General features: G+C 61.2%; 20 protein-coding genes. 6 read left to right on the forward strand and 14 right to left on the reverse strand.

Annotated features, from left to right (window positions below):
- Nucleotides 1-39: 39 nt before the first annotated feature.
- From QA648_RS14775 to QA648_RS14785, 3 genes are all read right to left on the reverse strand, one after another.
- Nucleotides 40-834: a xanthine dehydrogenase family protein subunit M gene (locus QA648_RS14775; RefSeq protein WP_283047734.1), complete on the reverse strand. Its 795-nt coding sequence runs from the start codon at nt 832-834 to the stop codon at nt 40-42.
- 19 nt (nt 835-853) lie between these two features.
- Nucleotides 854-3,199: a xanthine dehydrogenase family protein molybdopterin-binding subunit gene (locus tag QA648_RS14780; RefSeq protein ID WP_283047736.1), complete on the reverse strand. Its 2,346-nt coding sequence runs from the start codon at nt 3,197-3,199 to the stop codon at nt 854-856.
- Between the two features lie 83 nt (nt 3,200-3,282).
- Nucleotides 3,283-3,771: a (2Fe-2S)-binding protein gene (locus QA648_RS14785; RefSeq protein WP_283047738.1), complete on the reverse strand. Its 489-nt coding sequence runs from the start codon at nt 3,769-3,771 to the stop codon at nt 3,283-3,285.
- Nucleotides 3,772-4,072: 301 nt separating this feature from the next.
- Between QA648_RS14785 and QA648_RS14790 the strand changes: the two genes are divergently transcribed.
- The 3 genes from QA648_RS14790 (at nt 4,073) to QA648_RS14800 (ending at nt 10,916) form a co-directional block, all read left to right on the forward strand.
- The gene (locus QA648_RS14790) at nt 4,073-4,369 is read left to right on the forward strand and encodes a glycine zipper domain-containing protein (protein ID WP_104824564.1); all 297 of its coding nucleotides are present in this window, start codon (nt 4,073-4,075) and stop codon (nt 4,367-4,369) included.
- Nucleotides 4,370-4,736: 367 nt separating this feature from the next.
- Nucleotides 4,737-6,662 (forward strand): autotransporter assembly complex family protein, encoded by a 1,926-nt coding sequence (locus QA648_RS14795; protein ID WP_283047739.1) that lies wholly within the window; start codon nt 4,737-4,739, stop codon nt 6,660-6,662.
- Nucleotides 6,663-6,725: 63 nt separating this feature from the next.
- Nucleotides 6,726-10,916 carry a translocation/assembly module TamB domain-containing protein gene (locus tag QA648_RS14800; protein WP_283047742.1) on the forward strand — a complete coding sequence of 1,397 codons (4,191 nt, stop codon included), beginning with the start codon at nt 6,726-6,728 and terminating at the stop codon, nt 10,914-10,916.
- A 222-nt stretch (nt 10,917-11,138) separates the two neighbouring features.
- On the opposite strand, the gene QA648_RS14805 is transcribed toward QA648_RS14800, so the two are convergent.
- Nucleotides 11,139-11,567: an Lrp/AsnC family transcriptional regulator gene (locus QA648_RS14805; protein WP_028751246.1), complete on the reverse strand. Its 429-nt coding sequence runs from the start codon at nt 11,565-11,567 to the stop codon at nt 11,139-11,141.
- Nucleotides 11,568-11,764: 197 nt separating this feature from the next.
- Here QA648_RS14805 and rocF point away from each other — a divergent pair, with 197 nt between their 5' ends.
- The 3 genes from rocF to QA648_RS14820 all read left to right on the forward strand — a co-directional run bounded on the left by rocF (nt 11,765) and on the right by QA648_RS14820 (nt 14,533).
- On the forward strand, nt 11,765-12,700 hold the full coding sequence (gene rocF, locus QA648_RS14810; protein ID WP_283047746.1) for an arginase: 936 nt from the start codon (nt 11,765-11,767) through the stop codon (nt 12,698-12,700).
- 19 nt (nt 12,701-12,719) lie between these two features.
- Nucleotides 12,720-13,922 (forward strand): ornithine--oxo-acid transaminase, encoded by a 1,203-nt coding sequence (gene rocD / locus QA648_RS14815; RefSeq protein WP_260303182.1) that lies wholly within the window; start codon nt 12,720-12,722, stop codon nt 13,920-13,922.
- Between the two features lie 134 nt (nt 13,923-14,056).
- On the forward strand, nt 14,057-14,533 hold the full coding sequence (locus tag QA648_RS14820; protein WP_104825238.1) for a chemotaxis protein CheW: 477 nt from the start codon (nt 14,057-14,059) through the stop codon (nt 14,531-14,533).
- Between the two features lie 85 nt (nt 14,534-14,618).
- On the opposite strand, the gene QA648_RS14825 is transcribed toward QA648_RS14820, so the two are convergent.
- From QA648_RS14825 to QA648_RS14870, 10 genes are all read right to left on the reverse strand, one after another.
- Entirely contained in the window at nt 14,619-16,277 is a 1,659-nt protein-coding gene (locus QA648_RS14825; RefSeq protein WP_283047749.1) for an OFA family MFS transporter, read from the reverse strand.
- Nucleotides 16,278-16,395: 118 nt separating this feature from the next.
- A complete protein-coding gene (locus tag QA648_RS14830; protein ID WP_104824570.1) occupies nt 16,396-16,653 on the reverse strand; it encodes a formate dehydrogenase subunit delta in 258 nt (85 codons plus the stop codon).
- Nucleotides 16,643-17,470 (reverse strand): formate dehydrogenase accessory sulfurtransferase FdhD, encoded by an 828-nt coding sequence (gene fdhD, locus QA648_RS14835; RefSeq protein ID WP_283047753.1) that lies wholly within the window; start codon nt 17,468-17,470, stop codon nt 16,643-16,645. The genes QA648_RS14830 and fdhD overlap by 11 nt, the downstream gene beginning before the upstream one ends.
- Before the next feature lie 52 nt (nt 17,471-17,522).
- A complete protein-coding gene (fdhF, locus tag QA648_RS14840) occupies nt 17,523-20,402 on the reverse strand; it encodes a formate dehydrogenase subunit alpha (RefSeq protein ID WP_283047754.1) in 2,880 nt (959 codons plus the stop codon).
- A 6-nt stretch (nt 20,403-20,408) separates the two neighbouring features.
- Nucleotides 20,409-21,965 (reverse strand): NADH-quinone oxidoreductase subunit NuoF, encoded by a 1,557-nt coding sequence (locus QA648_RS14845; RefSeq protein WP_283047756.1) that lies wholly within the window; start codon nt 21,963-21,965, stop codon nt 20,409-20,411.
- Nucleotides 21,962-22,441, reverse strand: coding sequence for a formate dehydrogenase subunit gamma (locus tag QA648_RS14850; protein ID WP_283047758.1), 480 nt, complete (start codon nt 22,439-22,441; stop codon nt 21,962-21,964). The genes QA648_RS14845 and QA648_RS14850 overlap by 4 nt, the downstream gene beginning before the upstream one ends.
- Nucleotides 22,442-22,558: 117 nt before the next feature.
- A complete protein-coding gene (locus QA648_RS14855) occupies nt 22,559-23,455 on the reverse strand; it encodes a LysR family transcriptional regulator (protein ID WP_104824575.1) in 897 nt (298 codons plus the stop codon).
- A 225-nt stretch (nt 23,456-23,680) separates the two neighbouring features.
- Nucleotides 23,681-23,896, reverse strand: coding sequence for a hypothetical protein (locus tag QA648_RS14860; RefSeq protein WP_104824576.1), 216 nt, complete (start codon nt 23,894-23,896; stop codon nt 23,681-23,683).
- Nucleotides 23,897-24,075: 179 nt separating this feature from the next.
- Nucleotides 24,076-24,414 (reverse strand): metalloregulator ArsR/SmtB family transcription factor, encoded by a 339-nt coding sequence (locus QA648_RS14865; protein WP_104824577.1) that lies wholly within the window; start codon nt 24,412-24,414, stop codon nt 24,076-24,078.
- Between the two features lie 101 nt (nt 24,415-24,515).
- Entirely contained in the window at nt 24,516-25,286 is a 771-nt protein-coding gene (locus QA648_RS14870; RefSeq protein ID WP_104825239.1) for an SDR family oxidoreductase, read from the reverse strand.
- Nucleotides 25,287-25,317: the final 31 nt, after the last annotated feature.

Raw genomic sequence — 25,317 nt, forward strand, 5'->3', positions numbered from 1 at the left:
AGGCAGCTAAGCCGCCCTTCCGGCAGTTTTCACGAGGCTTTATGCCGCCGCCGCGGCGCGCTTGGCCATGACCTTGATCAAATTGGCGCGATATTCTGCCGTGGCATGCAGATCGGAGAGCAGCGCCGACGAATCGATCGCCACGTTGGCGAGCGCATCCGGCGACCAGTTCGCCGCAAGCGCCTGCTCCATCCCGTCATGACGGAAGACCCCATCGGCACCCGCGCCGGTGACTGCGACCCGCACACCTCCCGTTCCCTTGGTGACGAACACGCCGGTCATGGCGTAGCGCGAGGCCGGATTGGGAAACTTGGCGTAGCCGGCCTTTTCCGGTGCCTCGAAGGTTATGGCGGTGATCAGCTCGCCCTCTTCCAGCGCCGTCTCGAACAGGCCGGTGAAGAAATCGTCGGCAGCGATCTGACGCCTGTCAGTAACGATGGTGGCGCCCAAGCCCAGCATGGCCGAAGGATAATCCGCCGCCGGGTCGTTGTTGGCGACCGAGCCGCCGATCGTGCCCATATGGCGGACATGCGGATCGCCAATCATGCCGGCAAGATCGCAGAGCGCCGGACAGACGGCGCGGATCGCCGCCGAGGAGGCGACCTCCGCATGCGTCGTCGCAGCCCCGATCGTGACCCTGCGTCCGTCGACGCGGATGCCCTTCAGCGCCGGAATATGCCGGAGATCGACGAGATCGCTCGGCGAAGCCAGACGCTGCTTCATGGTGGCAATCAGCGTCATGCCGCCGGAGACATATTTTCCCTCCGACGCATCGGACAGAAGCTTGACGGCTTCGTCGACCGAGGAGGCGCGGTGATAGTTGGTTGCATACATGGCTTTTCCTCCTCTTGTCTCAGACGACGGCCCGCGCCGCTTCCCACACCTTGAGTGGCGTGGCGGGCATTGTCAGGGCATTGTTGCCGATCGCATCGGTGATGGCGTTGATCAGCGCCGGCGGAGAGCCGATGGCGCCCGCCTCGCCGCAGCCTTTGATCCCCAGCGGATTGTTCGGGCAAGGAGTGTTTTGGTGCGACAGGTTGAAGGACGGCAAGTCGTCGGCGCGCGGCATGGCGTAATCCATGAAGCTTGCCGTCAGCAACTGGCCGCTGGCATCGTAATGCACGCCTTCGAGCATCGCCTGCCCGACCCCCTGGGCGATACCGCCATGCACCTGTCCCTCGACGATCATCGGATTGATGATATTGCCGAAGTCGTCAGCGGCGACGAACTGGATAATGTCGGTCTTGCCGGTTTCCGGATCGACCTCGACTTCGCAGATGTAGCAGCCGGCCGGGAAGGTGAAGTTGGCCGGATCGTAGAAGGCGGTTTCCTTCAAGCCCGGCTCCATGCCGGCGGGCAGGTTATGCGCCGTATAGGCGGCCAGCGCCACCTGGAACCAGGGCAGCGACTTGTCGGTACCGGCGACTTTGACTTCGCCGTTTTCGATGACGATATCGCTCTCGTCGGCTTCCATCAGATGCGCGGCGATCTTCTTCGCCTTGGCCTCCACCTTGTCGAGCGCCTTCACCACGGCGGACATGCCGACCGCGCCGGAACGTGAGCCATAGGTGCCCATGCCCATCTGCACCTTGTCGGTGTCACCATGAACAATCGACACGCTATCGATCGGCACGCCGAAACGGTCTGCGACGAGCTGAGCGAAGGTCGTCTCATGACCCTGGCCATGGCTATGCGAACCGGTGAGCACCTCGACGGTGCCGACCGCATTGACCCGAACCTCGGCCGATTCCCACAGGCCGACGCCGGCGCCGAGCGACCCCACCGCCTGTGATGGCGCGATACCGCAGGCCTCGATATAGCAGCTCATGCCGATACCGCGCTTCAGTCCGCGCGCCTCCGCGGCCGCCCTGCGGGCCGGGAAACCGTCCCAATCGGCCTGCTGCATGGCGGCGTTGAGAGAGGCCTCATAGTCACCAGCGTCATAATTCATGATCACCGGCGTCTGATGGGGGAAGGAGCGGATGAAGTTGGTTCGCCTGAGTTCCGCCGGTGAAACGCCGAGCTCGCGCGCCGCCGTTTCCATGGTACGTTCCAGCAGATAGGTTGCCTCCGGACGCCCGGCACCGCGATAAGCATCGACCGGCACCGTATTGGTATAGACAGTGCGGACATTGGCGTGGATCGCCGGGATCGCATATTGGCCCGAAAGCAGCGTCGCGTAGAGATAGGTCGGCACCGCCGAAGAGAAGAGCGACATATAAGCGCCGAGGTTGGCGATCGTGTCGACCTTCAGTCCGACAATGCGGTTTTGCGCGTCGAAAGCCATCTTCACCTTCGAGACATGATCGCGGCCATGAGCATCGGTCAGGAATGCCTCGGTACGGTCCGCCGTCCATTTGACCGGCACGCCGGTCTTCTTCGACGCCCAGAGACAGACGATCTCCTCGGGATAGATATAGATCTTGGAGCCGAAACCGCCGCCGACATCAGGCGCAATGACGCGCAGCTTGTTTTCCGGGGCGACATTGTAGAAAGCGCTCATGACCAGCCGCGCCACATGCGGGTTCTGGCTGGTGGTGTAGCAGGTATAATGATCGTCGCCAGCATCATAGATGCCGAGGGTCGCGCGCGGCTCCATGGCATTCGGCGAGAGCCGGTTGTTGTGGATTTCAAGTTCCGTGACATGGGTCGCCTCGGCGATTGCCTTGTCGGTCGCGGCAGCATCGCCGAGCTCCCAGTCGAAGATCAGATTATCGGCCGCTTCCGGATGAAGCTGCGGCGCGCCGGGCTTCAGCGCCTCGACCGCCTCGATCACGGCAGGAAGCTCTTCATAATCCACCACGACCGCTTCGGCCGCATCGCGAGCCTCGCCAAGCGAATCGGCAACCACGATCGCGACGGCGTCGCCGACATAGCGCACGGTATCGACCGCCAGCGGCCGCCACGCGCCCATCTTCATCGGCGAGCCGTCCTTGGAATGAATCATCCAGCCGCAGATCAGATTGCCGATGCCATCGGCCAGCAATTGCTTACCGTCCAGCACGCCGATCACGCCCGGCATGGCCAAGGCAGCCGAGGCGTCGATGCCGGTGATCTTCGCATGCGCATGCGGGCTGCGGACGAAATAGGCATATTTCATGCCCGGCGCCACCATGTCGTCGGTATAGCGCCCCTTGCCCGTCAGAAATCGCTTATCTTCCTTGCGCGCGACGCGCGCGCCAATGCCTTCAACGCCCATGACATCCTCCCATTGGGGTTCCGGGGTCGGCAATCCGCCAAGATAACGGTCGTTGGCGTTCGCCAGACAATCTCGGTGAAATCTTATTCGGCCGCCTGTTTGGCGGCATGCATCTCAGCATTGGCAGCAAGGACTGCCTTGACGATATTGTGGTAGCCGGTGCAGCGACAGATATTGCCGTCAAGTTCGGCCCGCACAGTCTTTTCGTCCAGCGCGCCGCCATGGCGATTGATCATGTCGACGGCTGTCATCACCATGCCGGGGGTGCAGAAGCCACATTGCAGGCCGTGATGCTCCTTGAAGGCGGCTTGAACGGGATGCAGTTCGCCATTGGCAGCCAGACCCTCGATGGTTGTAATATCGGAGCCGGATGCCTGCACGGCCAAGACCGAGCAGCTCTTGATCGATTTGCCATCCATGTGAATGACGCAGGCGCCGCATTGTGTGGTGTCGCAGCCGACATGCGTTCCTGTCAGGCCAAGCTTTTCTCTGATGAAATGGACGAGCAGCATGCGATCCTCGCACTCGCCGCCGACCGTCCGGCCGTTCACCGTCAAAGTCACTTTTGACATATTTTCCTCCTCGCCTCTCCTCCAGAGGCAACAGTCATCATTTGACTTTTTTGTAGTGCAATCAACCTCTACTTTAGAAAGACGGTGGATTTTTCTCTCCGTCTAGTTCCTTTTCTTTGCCAAATGTTGATCTCTCGAGTTTAGCACCAAAAAAACTGCAACTGCCCAATGGACAAACATATTTTGCACGATATTTCTTCGTAGCTGCAGGGACTGCAAGGACAGCCCATCGTGGTGGAGCTGAAAAAATTGGGACGGCGTTGGCCGGGGGTACCGGCTTAACTAACGTTGGAGAGAATATATGAAGAAAGCTCTTATGCTCGCATTGGTCGGCTTGTCTATCGCAAGCTGCACCCCGACTGAACAAGGCGCCGGCATCGGCGCGGCATCTGGCGCCATCATCGGCGGCGCCGTTACCGGCAATGTCCGTGGTGCAGCCGTCGGCGCCGCGATTGGCGGTGTTTCGGGTGCAGTGATCGGCAGCGTCGCCGAACAGCCGGGCCAGTGCTACTACCGTGACCGCTATGGCCGCCGTTACATCGACGATTGCCCGCGTGGCGGCTATCGTCGCAGCTACTATGATGGCGGCGGTTACTGATCCAATACGGATTTGAGATACCGAAGTCCCGGGCCTGAGGTCCGGGACTTTTTGATTCCGGCTCCTCGTCTTTTCATCTGTAAGAGGTGCAAAACTGGTGTCGCCCCAAGGGAAATGACGCCAATTTCAACGCTGGATCGAAGCAATGACCATGGGAGCGACGACCGCCATTTGCTCCCTAAAGAGCGCTGAAATAGCCCTAAGTCCCGGACGAAAATCCGGGATTTTTCATTTCCGCCGCGGTCTTTTGCAGGTTTTTGAGTCTAAAAAGGTACACGCGGGACGGTTTTGCCTCTATGGTGGCCCGCGCGTTAACCCGGGGGAAACGCCAAACTGAGAAAGTTCTTATATAACCGTAAAGCGGCGTATGCATAAAAGAACTGGTCCGAGGAAGAGTATTGCGTATCGGCGAGCAGGCACCGTAATGGCGGTTGCGGCAACGATTGCGCTCGGCCCACTCCATGCCGGAAACGCGTTTGCTTTCAAACTGTTCGGCATGACGCTCTGGGGCGAAGACGATACGACAGACCAGGTTTCCGATCCCGTTCATTACACCGTCGATTTCAAGACGGACAATCTCGACAAGGATCTCAAGGAGGCCTTGACCGACAGCTCCATGCTGGTTTCGGACAAGAAAAAGCCCGTCTCCGGCGACCTCGGCGTCGTCATCAAGGCGCGCGATGATCGCGACCGGCTGATCGCCACCCTCTATGAAAAAGCGCGCTATGGCGGCGTGGTCACCATCACAGTCAACGGCACCGATATCGATGCGCTGTCGCCGAATCCCACCTTTGGCCGTTCGAAGCCCGTCGCAGTCACCATCAGCGTCGATCCGGGCCCGGTCTTCACGCTAGGCAAGATCAAGCTGCTCGGCGATGCCCGCAATCTCGACCCTGCCGGTTATGGGCTTGTGCCGGGCGGTGACGCCGGCTCGCTGACGATCCTGAAAGCCGGCGACAAGATCGTCGTCGACTTCAAGAACCAAGGCCATCCGCTCGCCAAGCTGATCAAGCGCGATGTCGTCGCCGATCACGAGACCAACAGGGTCGACGTGGCGCTCAGCGTCGAAAGCGGGCCCATGGCGCCGATCGGCAATGTCGGCGTCAGCGGCCAGAAATCGGTCGACCCGGATTTCATCAAGCGCTATGCCCGCATCAACGAGGGCAAGCCCTATTCGCCGGATGAGCTGAAGAAAGCTTCCGACCGCCTGCGTAAGCTCGGGGTCTTTTCGAGCGTCACCATCCGCGAGGCCGACAAGCTTGCCCCGGACGGCAGCATTCCCATGACCATCGAAGTGGCTGAAGGCAAGCAGCGCTATTTCGGTGTCGGCGCGCAATATTCCACCATCGACGGTTTCGGCGTGCAGGGCTATTGGGGCCATCGCAACCTGACCGGCCGGGCGGATTCGCTGCGCATCGAAGGATCGGTCTCCCGGATCGGCGAAACCACTGATGTCGGACAGCTCGACTATAGCGCCGGCATTACCTATGTCCGGCCAGCGACCTGGTATCCCTCGGCAACCTTTACCGCCGGCCTGAAGATGCAAAGCCTGCATCCGGATGCCTATGATGCCGATACCATCACCGCGAGCGGGAGCCTTGCCTACGAGCTCTCCGATCAGGATACCGTCTCCGGCGGCGGCGAAGTCAGCTATGAGCAGGACAGCACCGACGCCTATGGCGATCAAAACTATCTGACGCTGGCGATCCCGCTCGAATATGTCAGGGATACACGCGACAACAAGCTGGACCCGACTGCGGGCTACCGCGCCTCGATCAGCGCCAAGCCCAGCTATGAAGCAATAGGCGGCGGGGTGTTCAGCTCCTTCGAAGGCTCGATTTCCGGCTATCAAGGCGTCGGCGCCAACGATAATGTCGTCTTCGCCGGGAAGCTTTCTCTCGGCTCGCTGATCGGCTGCAACAGTATAGAGGACATTCCGGCGACCCGGCGTTTCTATGCCGGCGGCGGCGGCTCGGTACGCGGCTACGCCTACCAGGAAATCACGCCCTACAATTCCAATGGCGACGCGCTCGGCGGCCGCTCCTATGCCACCGCCTCTCTTGAAGCCCGTATCAAGATCACCGATACGATCGGCATCGTGCCTTTCGTCGATATGGGCAGCGTCACCGACAGCACTTTTCCTGACTTTTCCGATCTTCGCATTGGCGCGGGCGTCGGTGTGCGCTACGCTACACCCTTCGGTCCCATCAGGCTCGACGTCGCCGTCCCGCTCAAGAAATATGAGAATGGTACGGCATACGGCATCTATGCCGGCATCGGTCAAGCCTTCTGACACGCCGTACGATCGCAGACGGTTCAGCACGCGGTTACAAAAATTGAGGTTACTGTCGCTCTCATGAGCATGTTGATTCGAATTGTCGGGAGATTGGTGCGCCTCATCGCCTATGCGTTCGTGGCAATTCTCGTGCTTGCGATCGCCGCCGTGCTCATTGTCGGCTTTGTACCCGCCGCGACCGACTATGCCGTCAATCAGGTGGCGAAGCTCGTCTCGACACCGGACCAGACCATCACGATCGCCGCGCCGTCGGGTCTCCTGACCGGCAACCTCCGCGTCGGCTCGATTGCGGTTGCCGACACCAAGGGCACGTTCGCGAAGGTGCAGAATCTCGCCATCGACTGGTCGCCGGTCTCGCTGCTGACGGGCACTTTCCATGCCGACCGCGTTGCCGCCGACGCCGTCGATTTTCAACGCCTGCCGGTGTCAACCGCAAAACCGGCGACAGAACAGCAGGCAGCGGCGAACGAAGGCAAAGGCTTCTCGCTGCCCATCGCCGTCGATATCGGCGCCATCGCATTGCCGAATCTTCGCATCGGGCAGGCCGTTGCCGGCCAGGATTTCGCGCTTGCCGCCAACGGCAGCGTCAAGGCGAACAGCAGCAGCGTCGACCTCATCCTCGATGCCAATCGCCAGGACGTTCCGGACGCCAAGCTCTCCGCCGATATCGCTTTTGCACCGGCTGAAAACCGCCTGAACCTGAAGGCCGAAATCGCCGAACCGCGTGACGGAATGCTGGCCGGGATGCTGCATCTGCCGGGCGGCCCGGCGATCAATATCAATCTTTCCGGCGAAGGCCCGTTATCGAACTGGACCGGCAAGCTGCAGGCAGCACTCGACGGCAAGCCGACGGTATCGATCAATGGCCATCATGCCCTTTCCGCCGAAGGGCTGCACCGTATCGACGTAAAGGGCGGCGGCGACGTCGATTCATTGCTGCCGCCGACCTTCCGGCCCCTCTTTGCCGGCCAGACGACGATCGACCTTGCGGCGACCTTCGACGGCAAGGGCAAGATCGATATCCAGACCGGCAATCTCGCCACCGGCAGCGTCGTCATCGCCGCTTCCGGCACGCTCGATCCCTCAGGCAATAACAGCCTAAACGCCAACCTGCTCGGCACATCGGGGCCTGTGGATTTCCGCTGGCCGATGGAAGACGGCGAAGTGCGGGCGATGATTTCGCGTGTCGATGTCGCGCTGACGGGCGCTGCGCCGTCCGTGAAGATCGATGCCAAGGCCTCGCTCGAAAGGGTCAGCACGCCGCAGGGCCAGATCGGTCAGGTGAATCTTAGCGCCAAGAGCGACGCCTTCAACCTGACCAACGGCTCCGGCCCGCTGCAGCTTCGCCTCGTGATCGGCCAGACGGCCTTCATCAGCCCCGACCTCAACCGCCTTATCCGCGCGCCGGTCGCGCTGACGGCGCCCTTGCAACTCTCGCCCGACATGATCGGCTTCAACAACACGACGCTGGAAAGCGCCAGCATCGGCGGCACCATCAACGGCAAATACACGCTGTCATCGAAGTCGCTCACCGGCAACTTCAAGATCTTTGCGCTGCCCGCCGTACTGCCGGACGGTGTGTCCGACAAGTTCGAGGGGACGATCTCGCTTGAGGGCCAGGTCGCCGGCACCGTGCCGACGAAAATGAACCTCTCCAACCTGGCCCTGAAATCGAATGTTGCCGAAATCAGCGGCAGTGCCGCGCTCGATGGCCAGGCGCTGACATCGGATATCACCGGCAAACTGCTCGATCTCTCCAAGCTCGTCCCCAATGCCGAAGGACAAGCGGATATTGGCCTGAAAGCCAAGGGCCCGCTGGCCGCGCTCGGCATCGATGCGACGCTGAAAGCGGTCAACGTCAAGCTGGCCGGCCGCCTGCTGGACACGCTCGATGTGGCGCTGACCGGAACCGCCGATCCGAATGCGCCGCAAGCGAGCATACAGGCAAGCGGCGCAATCGAGGGCAAACCGATCAGCATTACCGCCGATGCGACCTCGCAGAACGGCCGCACCAGCATTCCGAAGCTCGCCGTCGAAGTCGGCGCCAACAAGCTGCAGGGCAAGCTGGATCTTTCGCCAAGTTTCGAACCGTCAGGCGCGTTGAACTTCGATCTGCCTGACCTCAGCCTGCTTGCAGCCCTCGCCGGGCAGAAGGCTGACGGCGATCTCAAAGGCTCAATCGATCTCTCCAACGCCAATGGCAAGATCGGCCTGAAGGTCAACGCCAACGGCAGCGGCATTCGCCGCGACGATCTCTCGATCGACAAGCCGGCCATCGCGCTGACCGTCGACGACCTCAAGGCTTTTTCCGCCAATGGCAGCATCCGCGCCGACGCCATCGCCTCCGGCGCCAACCGTATTGCCAATCTCGGGCTGACCTTCACGCAGCAGGGCAACCGCACGGTTTTCGATCTCAAATCGAACTACGACAACGCGCCGCTGACAGCCAATGGCAATGTCGAAACCGGCGGTGGCCAGACGGTCGTCAGCCTCGATAATTTCACCGGCGCGCCGCGCACCATTCCGGTCAAGCTGGCATCGCCGACCAAGATCGTCGTCAAAGACGGCACGGCATCGCTGAGCGGCCTGACCATCCAGACCGGCGGCGGTTCGGTGACGGTCAACGGCACGGCTGGACAAGCGCTGAATATCACCGCCGAGATCGCCAACCTGCCCGCCAGCCTCGCCAATGTCTTCGCCCCGACGCTTGCCGCCGAAGGTGCGATCTCCGGCAAGGTGACGGTGACCGGCAAGCCGGCAGCACCCGTCGTCGCCTTTCAGACCAATTGGTCCGGTGCGGCGACCAGCCAGACGAAATCGGCCGGGCTCGGCCCGCTCGGCATCAAGGCGAACGGCCAGTTCGCCAACAACACCGTCACCATCGACACGAACCTTACCGGCCAGAATGGCCTGGCGCTCAACGGCGGCGGCACCGTCGCCATTGCCGGCAGCAAGGCCCTGGGGATGAGATTCTCCGGCACCCTGCCCTTCGACGCGGTGGCCGGGCAGCTTGCCGCGCAGGGCCTCAGCATGACCGGCACGGCGAAGATCGACATACGGATCGCCGGCACGACCGCCGCACCTGCCGTCACAGGCACGATCACCACCGACGGCTCCAAACTCGTCGATGTCCGTCGCAATCTCACCCTCAACGGCCTCGCCGTCACCGTCACGCTCGACGGCAGGCAGGCGGTGATCTCGCGGCTCAACGGCAATCTCGCCAGCGGCGGCAGCGTATCGGCAAGCGGCACGGTCGGCATTGTTCCGGACAGCGGCTTTCCCGCCGACATCCAGTTGAAATTCAACGATGCCACCTATGTCGACGGCACGCTGGTGACCGCAACCATCAATGGCACCCTCAACATCAAGGGGCCGTTGCTGACCGCACCGGCGCTCACCGGAAGTCTGAGGCTCAACAAGGCATCAATCACCGTGCCGGAAAAGCTGCCGGCCTCGCTCTCCGAGATCAATATCAAACACAAGAACGCACCCGCCGCCGTCAGCGCCCAGTTCAGGGACCAGAAGCCTCAAGGCCCGCGCGATAAGTCCACCACGCTCGGCATCGACCTGCAGCTTGACGCACCCGCGCAGATTTTCGTCCGCGGCCGCGGCATCGACGCGGAACTCGGCGGCAACATCACCGTTCGCGGCACGGCCGCCAATCCGATCGTCTCCGGCGGCTTCACCATGCGGCGCGGGCGCCTGACCATCCTCAGCCGCCGCCTGGATTTCACCAACAGCAGCAAGATCACCTTCGGTGGCGACCTGACGCCTGCCCTCGACATGGAAGCCACGTCGACCGTGAATTCCACAACCATCACCGTCGACGTCACGGGTTTGGCCACCGACCCGAAGATCAGCTTTTCCTCCTCGCCTGCCCTGCCGCAGGACGAGGTGCTGGCGCAACTGATCTTCGGCCAGTCGATGTCGAAGCTTTCAGCGCTGCAGATCGCCCAGCTCGCCGATGCCGCAAGCCAGCTCGCCGGCGGTCGCTCCACCTCCTTGTTCGAGGGCCTGCGCAGCCATCTCGGGGTCGACGATCTCGACATCACGACGGACTCAAAAGGCCAGGCCCAGGTTGGCGCCGGCAAATATCTGAACAAACGCACCTATATCGAGCTGCAGCAGGGCGCCTCCAACAACACCAAGGCGATCATCAACCTCGACGTAGGCCGCGGCGTTAAGCTACGGGGCGCAGCCGGCTCGGACGGCGCGGGCGAAGCCGGGATCGTTTATGAGCATGAGTATTGAGGAGATCACACGACTTTCTGCTCAAGCCAATCCGCGGCCACCTCGCCCTTCGAGGCCTTGTCGCTTTCGCTGACGCTTAAACGTCAAAGTACCCCAGGGTGAGGTTGAGAGAGTTTTGGGGCGCGCAAGAGATCAGTCCTCACCCGCAAGCCTCCTGGGCTTGTCGAAGAGGGCTGGAGCCTCAAAGGGCGAGGGCGGGTGGTGCCTCCTTGGAAAGAATGTTTAAAATCCCATCTTGCTCGTCTTCAGCAGGATATTGGACTCCGTCGTGTTGATGCCGTTGATCAAGCGGATCCGGCGCAGCGTTTCGTCGAAGGAGGCGAGGTCGCGGTCTTCCAGTTCGGCGATGAAATCCCATTTTCCGTTGGTGCTGTGCAGTGCCCTCACCTGCGGCAGGCCGCGAAGCTGATCGGCGACCTTATCCGCCAATTTGCCGAGCACCTCGATCATGACGATGGCGCGCACCCCGGCGGAGCGGGCCTCGTGGCCGGTTCTGATGGTAAAGGCGGTGATGGTGCCATTGTCGACCAGCCGTTCGATGCGCGCCGTCACCGTGGCGCGTGAGGCGCCGGTCGCTGCCGCAAGCGACGAGACGGAGGTGCGGGCGTTGTGGCGCAAGGCACTCAGGAGGTCACGATCGAGATCATCCATGGACTTATCATTCTGCTAAATGGCATTTGTCAAACTGTCGAAGACTACTCAATTTTTGACAATTTTCCATCTTTTTGCTGTCATCTCCGTCGCTGATAATCGACACCGACAGCCAACATATATCTTGGATCGCGCATAAGCCCTTTCGAAAGTCGCTCTGCACTTTTCGGGTTTATGCGCTGAACGGAGGACCGCCGATGAACGTAGAATCCACATCCATCACGCTGATCGGCGTTCCGCTCGAGGAAGGCTCCGGCCGCCGCGGCGCCGGCATGGGCCCGACGGCTCTGCGCATCGCCGGCATCGAGACGATGCTGACCGAGCTCGACCATCGCGTCACCGACAGCGGCGACCTGCATCCGGCCCCCGCCGCCGACCTGCCGGACCATCCGAAAGCGCATAATCTGAAGACCGTTGGCGCCTTCACCCGCGCTCTGGAAGCCAAGGTTTACGAAGTTGCCTCATCGGGCGGCTTCCCGCTGATCCTCGGCGGCGATCACAGCCTTTCCATGGGCAGCGTCTCCGGCATGGCGCGCCATGCGGCTGAGGTCGGCCGGCCGCTGTTCGTGCTCTGGCTCGACGCGCATTCGGACTTCAATTCGCCGGCCACATCTCCATCGGGCAATATTCACGGCATGCCGGTCGCCTTCTTCTGCGGCGAAGCGGAGATTGCCGATATCCTCCCGGCCTCCCGTCCGCTGGTCGATCCGAAGAAGGTATTCCAGGTCGGCATACGCTCCGTCGACCCGCACGAGCGCCAGGAAATCCGCGAGCATGGCGTCAACGTCTTCGATATGCGCTCGTTGGACGAGCAGGGCGTGGCAGCCATCATGCGCCAGGTGCTCGACACCATCAGCGCTGCCAACGGCCTGCTGCATGTCAGCTTCGATGTCGATTTCCTCGATCCGGACATCGCGCCCGGTGTCGGGACGACGGTGCCGGGTGGCGCGACCTTCCGCGAAGCCCATCTCATCATGGAAATGCTGTCCGACAGCGGCCTCGTCTCGTCGCTCGATCTGGTCGAGCTCAATCCCTTCCTCGACGACCGCGGCAAGAGCGCCCGCGTCCTGGTGGAGATGGCGGCGAGCCTCTTCGGACGACGCATTTTCGATCGCCCGACACGGGCGGCATAATTCTCGGGGGGAACTTACCATGAGCGCATCAACCGATCTTATCGCCACTGAACAGCGCCTCGGCGCCCATAATTACAAGCCGCTCGATGTCGTGCTGACCCGCGGCGAAGGTGTCTATGTCTGGGACACCGACGGCAAGCGCTACCTCGATTGCCTGTCAGCATATTCCGCGGTCAACCAGGGGCATTGCCATCCGAAAATCCGCGAGGCGATGATCGAGCAGTCCGGCAAGCTGACGCTCACCTCCCGCGCCTTCCGCAACGACCAGCTCGCCTATCTCTACGAGGAGCTGGCGGCGCTGACCGGCTCGCACAAGATCCTGCCGATGAACTCCGGCGCCGAAGCCGTCGAAACCGCGATCAAGGCGGTGCGCAAATGGGGCTATGAGGTGAAGGGCGTTCCGGAAAACCAGGCCGAGATTATCGTCTGCTCCAACAATTTCCACGGCCGGACGCTCAGCATCATCAGCTTCTCGACCGATCCGGATGCCCGCACCGGCTTCGGCCCCTATACGCCGGGCTTCCGCACCGTTCCTTTCGGCGATGCTGAGGCCTTTGCTGCCGCGATCAACAAAAACACCGTCGCAGCGCTGATCGAGCCGATCCAGGGCGAGGCCGGTGTCATCATTCCCGCGCCCGGCTACTTCACCCGCGTGCGCGAACTCTGCACCGTCAACAACGTTACCCTCATCCTCGATGAGATCCAGACCGGCCTCGGCCGCACGGGTAAGCTGCTCGCCGAGGAGCATGAGGGCATCGAGGCCGACGTGACGCTGATCGGCAAGGCTCTGTCGGGTGGCTTCTATCCCGTTTCCGCCGTGCTTTCCAATTCAGAAGTGCTCGGCGTCCTGAAGCCCGGCCAGCATGGTTCCACCTTCGGCGGCAATCCGCTGGCCTGCGCCGTCGCTCGCGCCGCACTGCGCGTCCTGACCGAGGAGGGCATGATCGAGAACGCCGCTGTTATGGGCGATTATTTCCTCGAGGGGCTGCGCTCGATCCGCTCGAATATCGTCAAGGACGTCCGCGGCCGTGGCTTGATGATGGCGGTGGAGCTGGTGCCGGAAGCCGGCGGCGCGCGGCAATATTGCTACCAGCTCAAGGATCTCGGCCTGCTCGCCAAGGACACGCACGACCACACGATCCGCCTTGCGCCGCCCCTGGTCATCACCCGCGATCAGGTCGATTGGGCACTGGAACAGATCGACAAGGTCCTGGCCCGATAGGCGAGATCTTGAGAAGTACCTAAAGTATATCCTGCCGAAATCTCTTCGGCAGGTTTAGGTTTGAGCAACATTCTTGCGTTATTCTCATGATAACGCGTCAGTTTTGGCGCCATACTTGAATGGGAAGAATGTTCATGGCCACGATCAATTCCACCAGCTTCAGCGGCGACACCTTGGAGATCATTGCCTTCCGGCTTCATGATCAGGAGTTCTGCGTCAAGACCACCACGATCCGCGAAATCCGCGGCTGGGCGCCGTCGACGCCGATCCCGCATGCGCCGGCCGATGTCATCGGCGTCATGAACCTGCGCGGCTCGGTCATTCCGATCATCGACCTCGCCTACAAGCTCGGCATGAAGAGCACGGTCGCAAACGAGCGCAGCGCCATCGTCGTCGCCGAAGTCCACAACATGGTCATCGGCATGCTGGTCGACCGCGTTTCCGACATCCTGACGATCTCCTCGAGTCAGGTCCAGCCGGTCCCCGAAGTCACCGCTTCCTTCGATCGCGCCTTCTGCGAAGGCATCATCGCCACCGAAAGCGGCATGATCTGCTTCCTGAACCTCGCCAAGATGTTCAAGGAAAACGAAACGGAAGAACTCGCCGCCTAAACGCTCGTTCTTCATACCATTCTCTATGAATAGAGCCGCCCCGGTTTTCCGGGACGGCTTCTGCATATAGTCGCCGTGCCGGGGTTCAGCCAAACAGCGCGTATGTGCTCTTGATCGTCACCCAGACGCCCCAGAGCAGCGGGATGCCGACGATCGCCCAGGCGATCAGTGCCTTGGCGTCGAGGCCGCCCGTGCCGATGCCGAAGGAACCGGTGGGGCCGGCGTTCGCGGCGGCGGTTCTCGCCTGCAAGGCAGCAACCTCGCCATCCGACATGAACCATTTGTCCGAAAGCGGCTTCACCAGCGAGTTGGCGATCAGACCCAACGCCAACATGCCGGCGAGGATATACATGGTGAAGCTGTAAAGCTGCGCGCCTTCGACACCGGCGGCCTTCTGCGCCTCGCGGATATAGTTGACCACCACCGGACCGATGATGCCGGCCGTCGCCCAGGCGGTGAGCAACCGGCCATGGATCGCGCCGACGAACTGCGTGCCGAAGATATCGGCGAGATAGGCGGGAACCGTGGCGAAGCCGCCGCCATACATCGACAGGATGATGCAAAGGGCACCCACGAACAGAACCTTGCTGTGAATGCCCGCTGCCCACGGCGCAAGGACATAGAGCGCGATGCCGATAACGAAGAAGCAATAATAGGTGTTCTTGCGGCCGATTCTATCGGACAAGGATGCCCAGAAGAAGCGACCGCCGATATTGAAGAGCGACAGGAGACCGGCAAAGCCCGCGGCGATCGCAGCGACGGCGGCCACCTGATCCTTGCTGAGAACGGCGAATTTCACATCCGGCAGACCGATCAGCGCACCACCGAAGATCTCCTGCAGCATCGGCGAAGCCATGCCGATGACGCCGATTCCGGCAGAGACGTTGAGGCATAGCACAGCCCAGATCAGCCAGAACTGCTTGGTCTTATGGGCGTCGCGCAGATGCACGTGCTTGGTCGTGATCATCGTGCTCTTGGCGGCGGGCGGCGTCCATCCATCCGGGCGCCAGCCGGCCGGCGGCAGGCGGTAGCCGAAGGCGCCGCCCATCATGAAGACGAAGTAGATCGCCGCCATGACGACGAATGTCTGCCAGACTCCGGCTGAACCGTCGCTGCGGAAGCTGGTCATCAGCAGGTTGGCGAGCGGCGCGCCGATCATCGCTCCTCCCCCGAAGCCCATGATAGCCATGCCCGTCGCCATGCCGCGCCGATCGGGAAACCATTTGATCAGCGTCGATACCGGCGAGATGTAGCCGAGACCGAGACCGACGCCGCCGATGACGCCGGCGCCGATCCACATCAGCCAAAGCTGATGGAAGGTGACGCCGATCGCGGCAACCAGAATGCCGCCGCACCAGCAGCAAGCGGAGACGACACCTGCCTTGCGCGGCCCGACCCGCTCCAGCCAGCCGCCCCAAATGGCAGCGGAAGAGCCCAGCAATACGAAAAACAAGGTATAGATCCAGCCGAGATCGCTGACGCGCCAATCGCAGCTCGTGGTGACGAGGGCGGAAAGAAGATTGAGGCCAGCGCATTCGGCCGGCGGCGTCGAAATGCCGAGCGCTTTCGACAATGGCAGCCAGAAGACGCTGAAACCATAAGCCATGCCAATGCAAAGATGGATCGCCAGAGCTGCCGGCGGCACCAGCCATCGATTGAAACCGGGTTTGGCGATAATCCGCTCGCGATCGAGCAAACCTGAAGTTATCTGTTCTCTTGAAATATCTGTTTCCGCAGTCGTCATGAACAACTCCTCCTTGATTCAGAGACTGGAACTTCCAAAGTATTCTACTTTAAATTGTATTAACAGGCAGACTCCGCCATCCTCCCTTCTTATTCAGAATATCTAATATTTGACCGGATCAGTCTTGCTTGACTGGCTCCGGCCTATGGATCAATGGGGCTGCCTCCAGCACCAAGGGATCCAATCCACTATTTCCATTATCAATTATTTCGAAAAACTGCCGCCGCATCCGCGGATCCCAGAATTTATTGATATGCGTCGCAACGCCCTGTGCCGCCTCGTTGGCTGGCTGCGTTTTGAAGAAAGTGGCGATCTGGTTCGCCATATAGACGAGCTTGGCTGACGTTTTGCCGTGGGGTGTTTCGTCAGGCGACATCGGCTATGCTCCCTGGGGTAATGCGCTGCGGATGGGTGAAAATCTCGAAATCGTCGCCGCGCACCAGTGCTACCAGCGTCATGCCGGCTTCTTCGGCGGTGCGGATGGCAAGTGCGGTCGGCGCGGAAATGGCAATGAGGACGGAGCTGCCCAGTATCGCAGCCTTCTGCACCATCTCGACCGACAAGCGGCTGGTGACGGCAACGACGCCGTCGGATCCCTTATGGCCGGAACGGATGACGGCGCCGCAGAGCTTGTCCAACGCATTATGGCGCCCGACATCTTCACGCACGGCGATCAATCCCTCGGCCGCAATATAAAAGCCCGCCCCATGCACGGCGCGGGTCTCATGGTTCAACACCTGCGCGTCGCTCAAAAGAGCGACCGCTTTGACGATATCCCCATACGAGATTGTCAGAGCGACCTTTGAAACATCCGGCACCTCGCGCACCGCCTGCTCGATCGATTCGATGCCACAGAGCCCACAGCCGACCGGCCCGGCCATATGCCGTCGCCGGACGCGCAGCGCATCGGCCGCGTCATCGACCAGAGTGATCTGCATATCGATCCCCCGCTCGTCCTCTATCGGCTCGATCGCGGCTATCTGATCGACATTGGTAATGATGCCCTCGGTCAGGCTGAAGCCGACCGCAAAATCCTCGATATCGGCAGGCGTACCCATCATCACCGCATGCGACGTGCCGCCATAGGAAAAGGCAATCGGAACTTCTTCCGGCACGGTGCGCGTACCCGAGCGTACCAGGCCATTGCGGCGGGCAGTTTCGGGGACGGTCGTGGTGGGGGTGAAACGGGTCATGTGGCGACCCTTCCTTCTCCCCGACGGGGAGAAGGGGTCAATCCATCGGATATCACTCCGCTGCCTCCAGCTTCCCAGCAATCCGGCACGATTGCCGCGCTTGTTCGTCATAGTCGATCTGCCATTGCGACGGGCCGTTGGAGGGCGAGACCTGCACCGCCGTCACCTTGTATTCCGGACAATTGGTCGCCCAGTCGGAATAGTCGGTAGTGATGACATTCGCCTGCGTGTCCGGATGATGGAAGGTCGTGTAGACGACGCCGGGGGCCACGCGATCGGTGATCAGCGCGCGCAGCGTCGTGTCGCCCGAGCGGCTGGCGAGCTTGACCCAATCGCCGTCGCGAATGCCGCGCTGTTCGGCATCGTGCGGATGGATCTCCAACCGGTCCTCCGCATGCCAGACAACATTGTCCGTCCGCCGCGTCTGTGCGCCGACATTGTACTGGCTGAGAATACGCCCCGTGGTGAGCAGCAGCGGGAAGCGCGGGCCGGTGCGTTCGTCGGTCGCGACATATTCCGTGCGGATGAACTTGCCCTTGCCGCGCACGAAACCATCGACATGCATGATCGGCGAGCCAAGAGGCGTCTTCTCGTTGCATGGCCACTGCACCGAGCCCATCTTTTCCAGATAGTCATAGGAGACAAGCGCGAAGCTCGGCGTGGTCGCGGCGATCTCGTCCATGATCTCGGACGGATGCGTATAGTTCCAGGCAAGGCCCATGGCCTGCGCCATCTTCTGCGTCACTTCCCAATCCCCATAGCCGTTGCGTGGGGTCATGACTTTGCGCACGCGATTGATGCGACGCTCGGCATTGGTGAAGGTGCCGTCCTTTTCGAGGAAGGTCGAGCCCGGCAGGAAGACGTGGGCGTAGTTGGCCGTCTCATTCAGGAAGAGGTCGTGAACGACGACGCATTCCATGGCGGCAAGGCCGGCGGCGACATGCTTGGTGTCCGGATCGGACTGCAGAATATCCTCACCTTGGATGTAGATGCCTTTGAAGGTGCCATCGACGGCGGCATCAAGCATGTTGGGGATGCGCAGACCGGGCTCGTTGTTGAGCTTTACGCCCCAGAGCTTTTCGAAGATGTCACGCGTCGCATCGTCGGAGATGTGGCGATAGCCCGGCAGCTCATGCGGGAAGGACCCCATGTCGCAGGAGCCCTGCACATTGTTCTGGCCGCGCAACGGGTTCACGCCGACGCCCGGACGGCCGATATTGCCCGTCGCCATGGCGAGATTGGCGATCGCCATAACGGTCGTCGAGCCCTGGCTGTGCTCAGTGACGCCAAGGCCGTAATAGATCGCGCCATTGCCGCCCTTGGCATAGAGGCGGGCCGCGCCACGCACGAGATCGGCGGGAACGCCGGTGAACTTTTCCGTCTCCTCCGGGCTATGCTGCGGCTCGGCGACGAAGGCAGCCCAATCCTCGAATTCGGACCAGTCGCAGCGTTCGCGGATGAATTTCTCGTCGAACAAGCCTTCAGTGACGATGACATGGGCGAGCGCCGTCAGCATGGCGACATTGGTGCCCGGCTTCAACGGCAGGTGATAGCTCGCCTCGACATGCGGCGTGCGCACCAGATCGATGCGGCGGGGATCGATGACGATAAGCTTGGCGCCCTGGCGCAGCCGCTTCTTCAGCCGCGAACCGAAGACCGGATGGCCGTCCGTCGGATTGGCGCCGATGACGACGACGACATCGGAATGTTCGACGCTGTCGAAATCCTGCGTGCCGGCCGAAGTGCCGAAGGTCTGGCCCAGGCCGTAGCCGGTTGGCGAATGGCAGACGCGGGCGCAAGTATCGACATTGTTGTTGCCGAAGCCGGCGCGCACCAGCTTCTGCACGAGGTAGGTCTCCTCATTGGTGCAGCGCGACGAGGTGATGCCACCGATGGAGTCGCGGCCGTATTGATATTGCAGGCGCTTGAACTCCGTGGCGATGTGGGCAAAGGCCTCATCCCAGGTGACTTCCCGCCAGGGATCGCTGATCTTCTCGCGAACCATCGGATTGAGGATGCGGTCCTTGTGGGTCGAATAGCCATAGGCGAAGCGGCCCTTGACGCAGGAATGGCCGCGATTGGCCTGGCCGTCCTTCCAGGGCACCATGCGTACCAGTTCCTCGCCGCGCATTTCCGCCTTGAACGAGCAGCCGACGCCGCAATAGGCGCAGGTGGTGACGACGGAGTGTTCCGGCTGGCCGATCGAAATCACCGATTTCTCGGTCAGAGTCGCGGTCGGGCAAGCCTGCACGCAAGCGCCGCAGGAAACGCATTCCGAATCGATGAAATGCTCGTGCATGCCCGCCGAGACGCGCGAGCCAAAACCGCGGCCCTCGATAGTCAGCGCGAAGGTGCCCTGCACCTCCTCACAGGCATTCACGCAACGGGAGCAGACGATGCATTTCGACGGATCATAGGTGAAATAGGGATTGGACTCGTCCTTCGGCATCCATTTCTGATTGATGTCGCCGTTGTTGCGTGCCTTGACGTGATTGTCGCCGTCGTAGCCATAGCGCACGTCGCGCAGACCGACAGCGCCCGCCATGTCCTGCAATTCGCAATCGCCATTGGCGGCGCAGGTCAGGCAGTCGAGCGGATGGTCGGAGATATAAAGCTCCATCACGCCGCGGCGAATATCCTTCAACCGGCCTGTCTGTGTGTGTACCACCATGCCCGGCACCACCGGCGTCGTGCAGGAAGCCGGCGTGCCTGCCCTTCCCTCGATCTCCACCAGACAGAGGCGGCAGGAGCCGAAGGCATCGATCATGTCGGTGGCGCACAGCTTCGGCACCATGATCCCGGCTTCTCTCGACGCGCGCATGACCGAGGTGCCTTCCGGCACGGTGATTTGCTGCCCGTCGATGGTCAAGGACACCATACTTTCGGAGCGGGAGGCTGGAGTGCCGTAATCGATTTCGGAAACAAGGGACATCTGGTCTTACTCCGCCGCTTCAATCAGGGGAACCGGAGAGAAATCCTCCGGAAAATGCGTCATCGCGCTCATGACCGGATAGGGCGTGAACCCGCCGAGTGCGCAAAGCGAGCCGAATTTCATCGTGTTGCAGAGATCGGCAAGCAGCGCCCGGTTCTGTTCCGGCTCGATGCCGCGTGCGATCTTGTCTGCCGTCTCGACACCGCGGATCGAGCCGATACGGCAGGGCGTGCACTTGCCGCAGCTTTCCACCGCGCAGAATTCCATGGCGAAACGCGCCTGCTTCAACATGTCGGCCGTATCGTCGAAGACGACGATGCCGGCATGGCCGATCAGCCCGTCCTTGGCCGCAAAGGCTTCATAGTCGAAAGGCGTATCGAAGAGCTTGCGAGGGAAATAAGCCCCTAGAGGCCCGCCGACCTGCACCGCCTTCACCGGCCTGCCAGACCTCGTGCCGCCGCCGATCCTGTCGACGATATCGCCAAGCGATAGGCCGAAGGCCGTCTCATAGAGGCCAGCATATTTGACGTTGCCGGCGATCTGGAGAGGAATGGTGCCGCGCGAACGGCCCATGCCGAAATCGCGGTAGAAGGCAGCCCCCTTGTCCATGATGACTGGGACGGAGGCGAGCGAAATGACATTGTTGATGACGGTCGGACAGTCGAACAGGCCCTTATGCGCCGGCAGCGGCGGCTTGGCGCGCACAACGCCGCGCTTGCCTTCCAGGCTGTTGAGCAGCGACGTTTCCTCGCCACAAACATAGGCGCCGGCACCGCTGCGGATCTCCATATCGAAGGCCTTGCCGGAGCCAAGCACCGAGGCGCCGAGAATGCCGGCAGCTCTGGCGATCTCGACCGCCTCGGTCATGACGGCAATCGCATGCGGATATTCCGAGCGCGTGTAGACGAAACCCTTGGTCGCGCCGGTCGCTAGGCCGGCGATCGCCATGCCCTCGATCAGCACGAAGGGATCGCCTTCCATGATCATACGGTCGGCGAAGGTGCCGCTGTCGCCCTCGTCAGCATTGCAGACGATGTATTTGCGGTCGCCCGGCGCGTCGAGCACCGTCTTCCATTTAATACCGGTCGGGAAACCTGCACCGCCGCGACCGCGCAGGCCGGAATCGGTGACTTCCTTGACGATATCGCCTGCCGCCATGTCGACGGCGCGACGCAACCCCTTCAGACCGCCATGGGCTTCATAGTCTTCCAGTGAAAGAGGATCTGTGATGCCGCAACGGGCGAAAGTGAGACGGGTCTGTTCCTTGAGGAATGGGAGGTTTTCGACCTCCCCAAGACAGAGCGGATGAGCGCCGCCGGTGATCAGCCCGGCATCGAAAATATCAGCCACGTCCTCGGCCTTCACCGGCCCATAACCGATACGCTTGCCGTCGACTTCAACCTCGACCAGCGGCTCCAGCCAGAACATGCCGCGCGAGCCGTTGCGCACGATCTGCGCATCAAGACCCCGGCTGGCGATCTCCTGCGCGACCGTCTTCGCCACCTTTTCGGCACCGAGGGAAAGAGCGGCAGCATCGCGGGGAATGTAAATCTTCACCGTCATCGGCGCGCCTCCTTCACGAGATCTTCGACGGCCTCATCGTCCAGGCGGCCGTGCAGCTCGCCGTCCAGCATCGCCGACGGCGCGCAGGCGCAGAGGCCGAGACAGTAGACCGGCTCCAGCGTCACGCTGCCATCCAACGTCGTCTGGTGAAAATCGATACCAAGCAGCCGCTTGACGTGCTCGGCCAGCGCATCGCCGCCCATCGACTGACAGGCTTCGGCACGACAGAGCTTCAGGACATGACGGCCAGCGGGATGATCGCGATAATCATGGTAGAAGGTCATCACGCCATGCACTTCGGCGCGCGATAGGTTCAGGGCCTGGGCGATCAACGGAAGCGTATCCTGCGGCACATAACCGAATTCCTCCTGGATCCCGTGCAGGATCGGCAGGAGCGGACCTTCCATCGACTTCATGCTGTCGATGATAACGCCGGCGCGGGCCGCGATCTCGCCCGAACCAAGATGCAAATTCATATGCAGCCCTCCCAGGCTTTCCTCCGTAAACAGGCGTCGACGCGTGCTCACCAAACAAAAATCGCAAGGAAGAGGCGGGGGATCAATAAGGTAATCCCGTCAGTCGATAGAAAACTCCTATCGACTCTTATTACCTTCGGCCAGCAATCGTGCCTCGTGCAGCAAAGCGGAGACAAGCGGCGTAAACGGTTCGCGATGGGTGGCCACCAGGCCGACGAGATGCTCCGCCTCCGGCTCCGTGATGGGGATCTTATGAATATCGGCCGGAAAGCCGAAGGAATCGGCGATATTCTTCGGCATGATGCTCGCCCAGCGTCCGGTCTGGACATGGGAAAACAGCACGATCATCGAATTGGATTCCAGCGTCGGCCGGGCGGTCGCGCCGGCTTCGCCGAGATGCCGGTTGATGATCCGGCGGTTCTGCATATCGGCCGTCAATAGACAAAGCCGAAGATCGCCCACTTCCTTCCACGTTACGCTTGTGCGCTCCGCCAGCGGACTGCCGGCCGCCGTTATCAGATGATAGCGCTCGGCATAAAGCGGCACGCTGGTGACGCGGCCGAGCGGCTCGTTTTCCAGATAGGTGATGCCGGCATCGATCTCGAGGTTTTCAAGCAGGCTCAGCACCTGCAGCGAATTGCGCGAGGTAATGGAGAAGGTGACGTCGGGATGCCGCTCCTGAAACGGCGCGGTGATCTTCTGCACCATGGCAAGCGCCGTCGGAATGGCGGCGATGCGGAGATGGCCGGCAAGCCCCTTGCGCGCAGCCCGCATTTCCTCGCGCATGGTTCTGGTATCGCCGACGATGCGTCGCGCCCATTCCAGCACCCGCTGGCCCTCCGGCGTGAGCCCCTGAAAGCGCGAGCCGCGGCTGACGAGCATGACGCCGAGCTGATCCTCCAACTGCCTGATCGCCGCCGACAATGTCGGCTGCGTCACCCCGCATTCCTCCGCAGCACGGCCGAAATGCTTCTGGTTGGCAAGCGCGATGAAGAATTCCAGCTTATCGATCATTTAACTCTCCTGAATGCGAGAGTTAAACGGGCCAGGGCATCAGCGCAACATTGGAAAATAGAAGTGAGGCATTGGGGCGGTTCACCGCACTCCTCCGGCAATCACACCCCGTTCCTGCCTCTGAAGGCGCAAGTAAGAATGCAGCCGGAAAGGCTTTCGCCAAATCCGGCTGCATTCACTAGCTTCTACTGCTGTCGTCGGAAATCGTGCCCCTCCGAAAATTCCCTAGAGAGCGGTCTCGCCACCAGCCGATGAGCGCTCAATGAAAACGCGAGGGATAAACGGTATCGCATCCTGTTCGGCAGAGGCAGCATTTCTCGCACGGGCCGTTTTTTCCAGAAGTTTCGCAAAGTCGCTCAACGATACGCGATCGGCACGGAGCATCTGGCGGATCATCGGATCTCGCAGAACTTCCGAAATCGTCATTTCACTATTCTGCACGGCCTATCCTCCTTTTATCTTATAAGGGAGTATTAGCGGCCCTGCATAACACTGTCATGTCAGGCAGTTGACGATACGATGATGAATTGAAGGCCAAAACGAGGCTTCGGAAATTTCCGAATAAACGCAGAGGCCAGTCGGCAGTCGCGGCTCAAGCCTGACAGCCCGAGGAGGACGTTTCAGCAATCGCCCGTGCAGAAGATTTTTTGCAGCGAATTGATTGCGGCGCAGATTTCAGAACTGGCGACAGCATAATAGATGAGCCGGCCTTCGCGACGCGTATCGACCAGCTTTTCCAGGCGAAGCCGCGCCAGATGCTGAGAAACCACCGCCTGCTGCAGACCGAGCAACCCCTCGATCTCCGTAACGGTCTTTTCGCCAGTGGCCAGCATGAAGAGGATGATCAGCCGCGTCTCGTGCGACAGAGCCTTCAACAAAATGCTCGCCCGCCGGGCCTCCGCCGTCAGTTCCTCGACATTATGCTCGGCAGCACCGCCAGGCGGTGGAGACAGCGACATAGGATGGCCTCTAGTGATAACTCACATAGAGATATGTTTATAATATTATGAATCCATAAGCTGGTTCAAAAGGTCGCAGAACACCAAAAAAGGTCCGATTATCAGCAGATAAGCTGTCCTCCATTGATCTCGATCACCTGGCCGGTGATGTAGCCGGAGAGCGTTGGCGCGGCGAGGAAGAGATAGGCAGGCGCGCAATCCTCCGCTGTGCCCAGACGCTGCAACGGGATCGACCGGCGGGTCTGTTCGAGTTTTTCCTTCGACGAATACCGCTCGTGGAAATCGGTGGCGATGGTTCCCGGCGATACGCAATTCACCCGGATCCCGTCCGGCGCCAGCTCGCGCGCCAAAGCCTTCGAGTAGGTGGCAACGAAAGCCTTGGAGGCGGAATAGATCGCCGACCCAGGACTGCCGCCGGTCAAAGCCGAGATCGAGACCGTATTGACGATCGCCGCCTGCCCGGCCGCCCGCAACAGCGGCAACAGCGCCCTGGTCACCTCGACGACCGAGGTCTGGTTGAGCTGGACAATCCGGTCATACCACTCGTCGGTCAATTCGCCGGCCGGAAAGCGGCCGACCATGGTACCGGCATTGTTGACCAGCACATCGATGCGGTCGAACACATCAGCGGCGGCGAGAGCAAAGTCCCTGGTGCCGCTTTCACTGGTGAAATCAGCGGGAACGAGAAAGGCGCGACGATCGAGTTCGGCCTCCAACAGAAAATCCGGCAGCTCACGGCCGGGGTCGCGGCCGACATGGACGAGAACGCGCGCACTGCAATCGAGAAACTGCCGCGCCACCTCCAGCCCGATGCCACGGCCGGCGCCGGTGACGACGACATTGCGATTTTCGAATAGCTTCGGATGAAACACCATGACCTCCCCAATGTGCAGAATCCGCGCG

Origin of the sequence: Rhizobium sp. CB3171 (genome assembly GCF_029714265.1) — a bacterium.
In the GTDB taxonomy this organism is placed as follows: Bacteria; Pseudomonadota; Alphaproteobacteria; order Rhizobiales; family Rhizobiaceae; genus Rhizobium.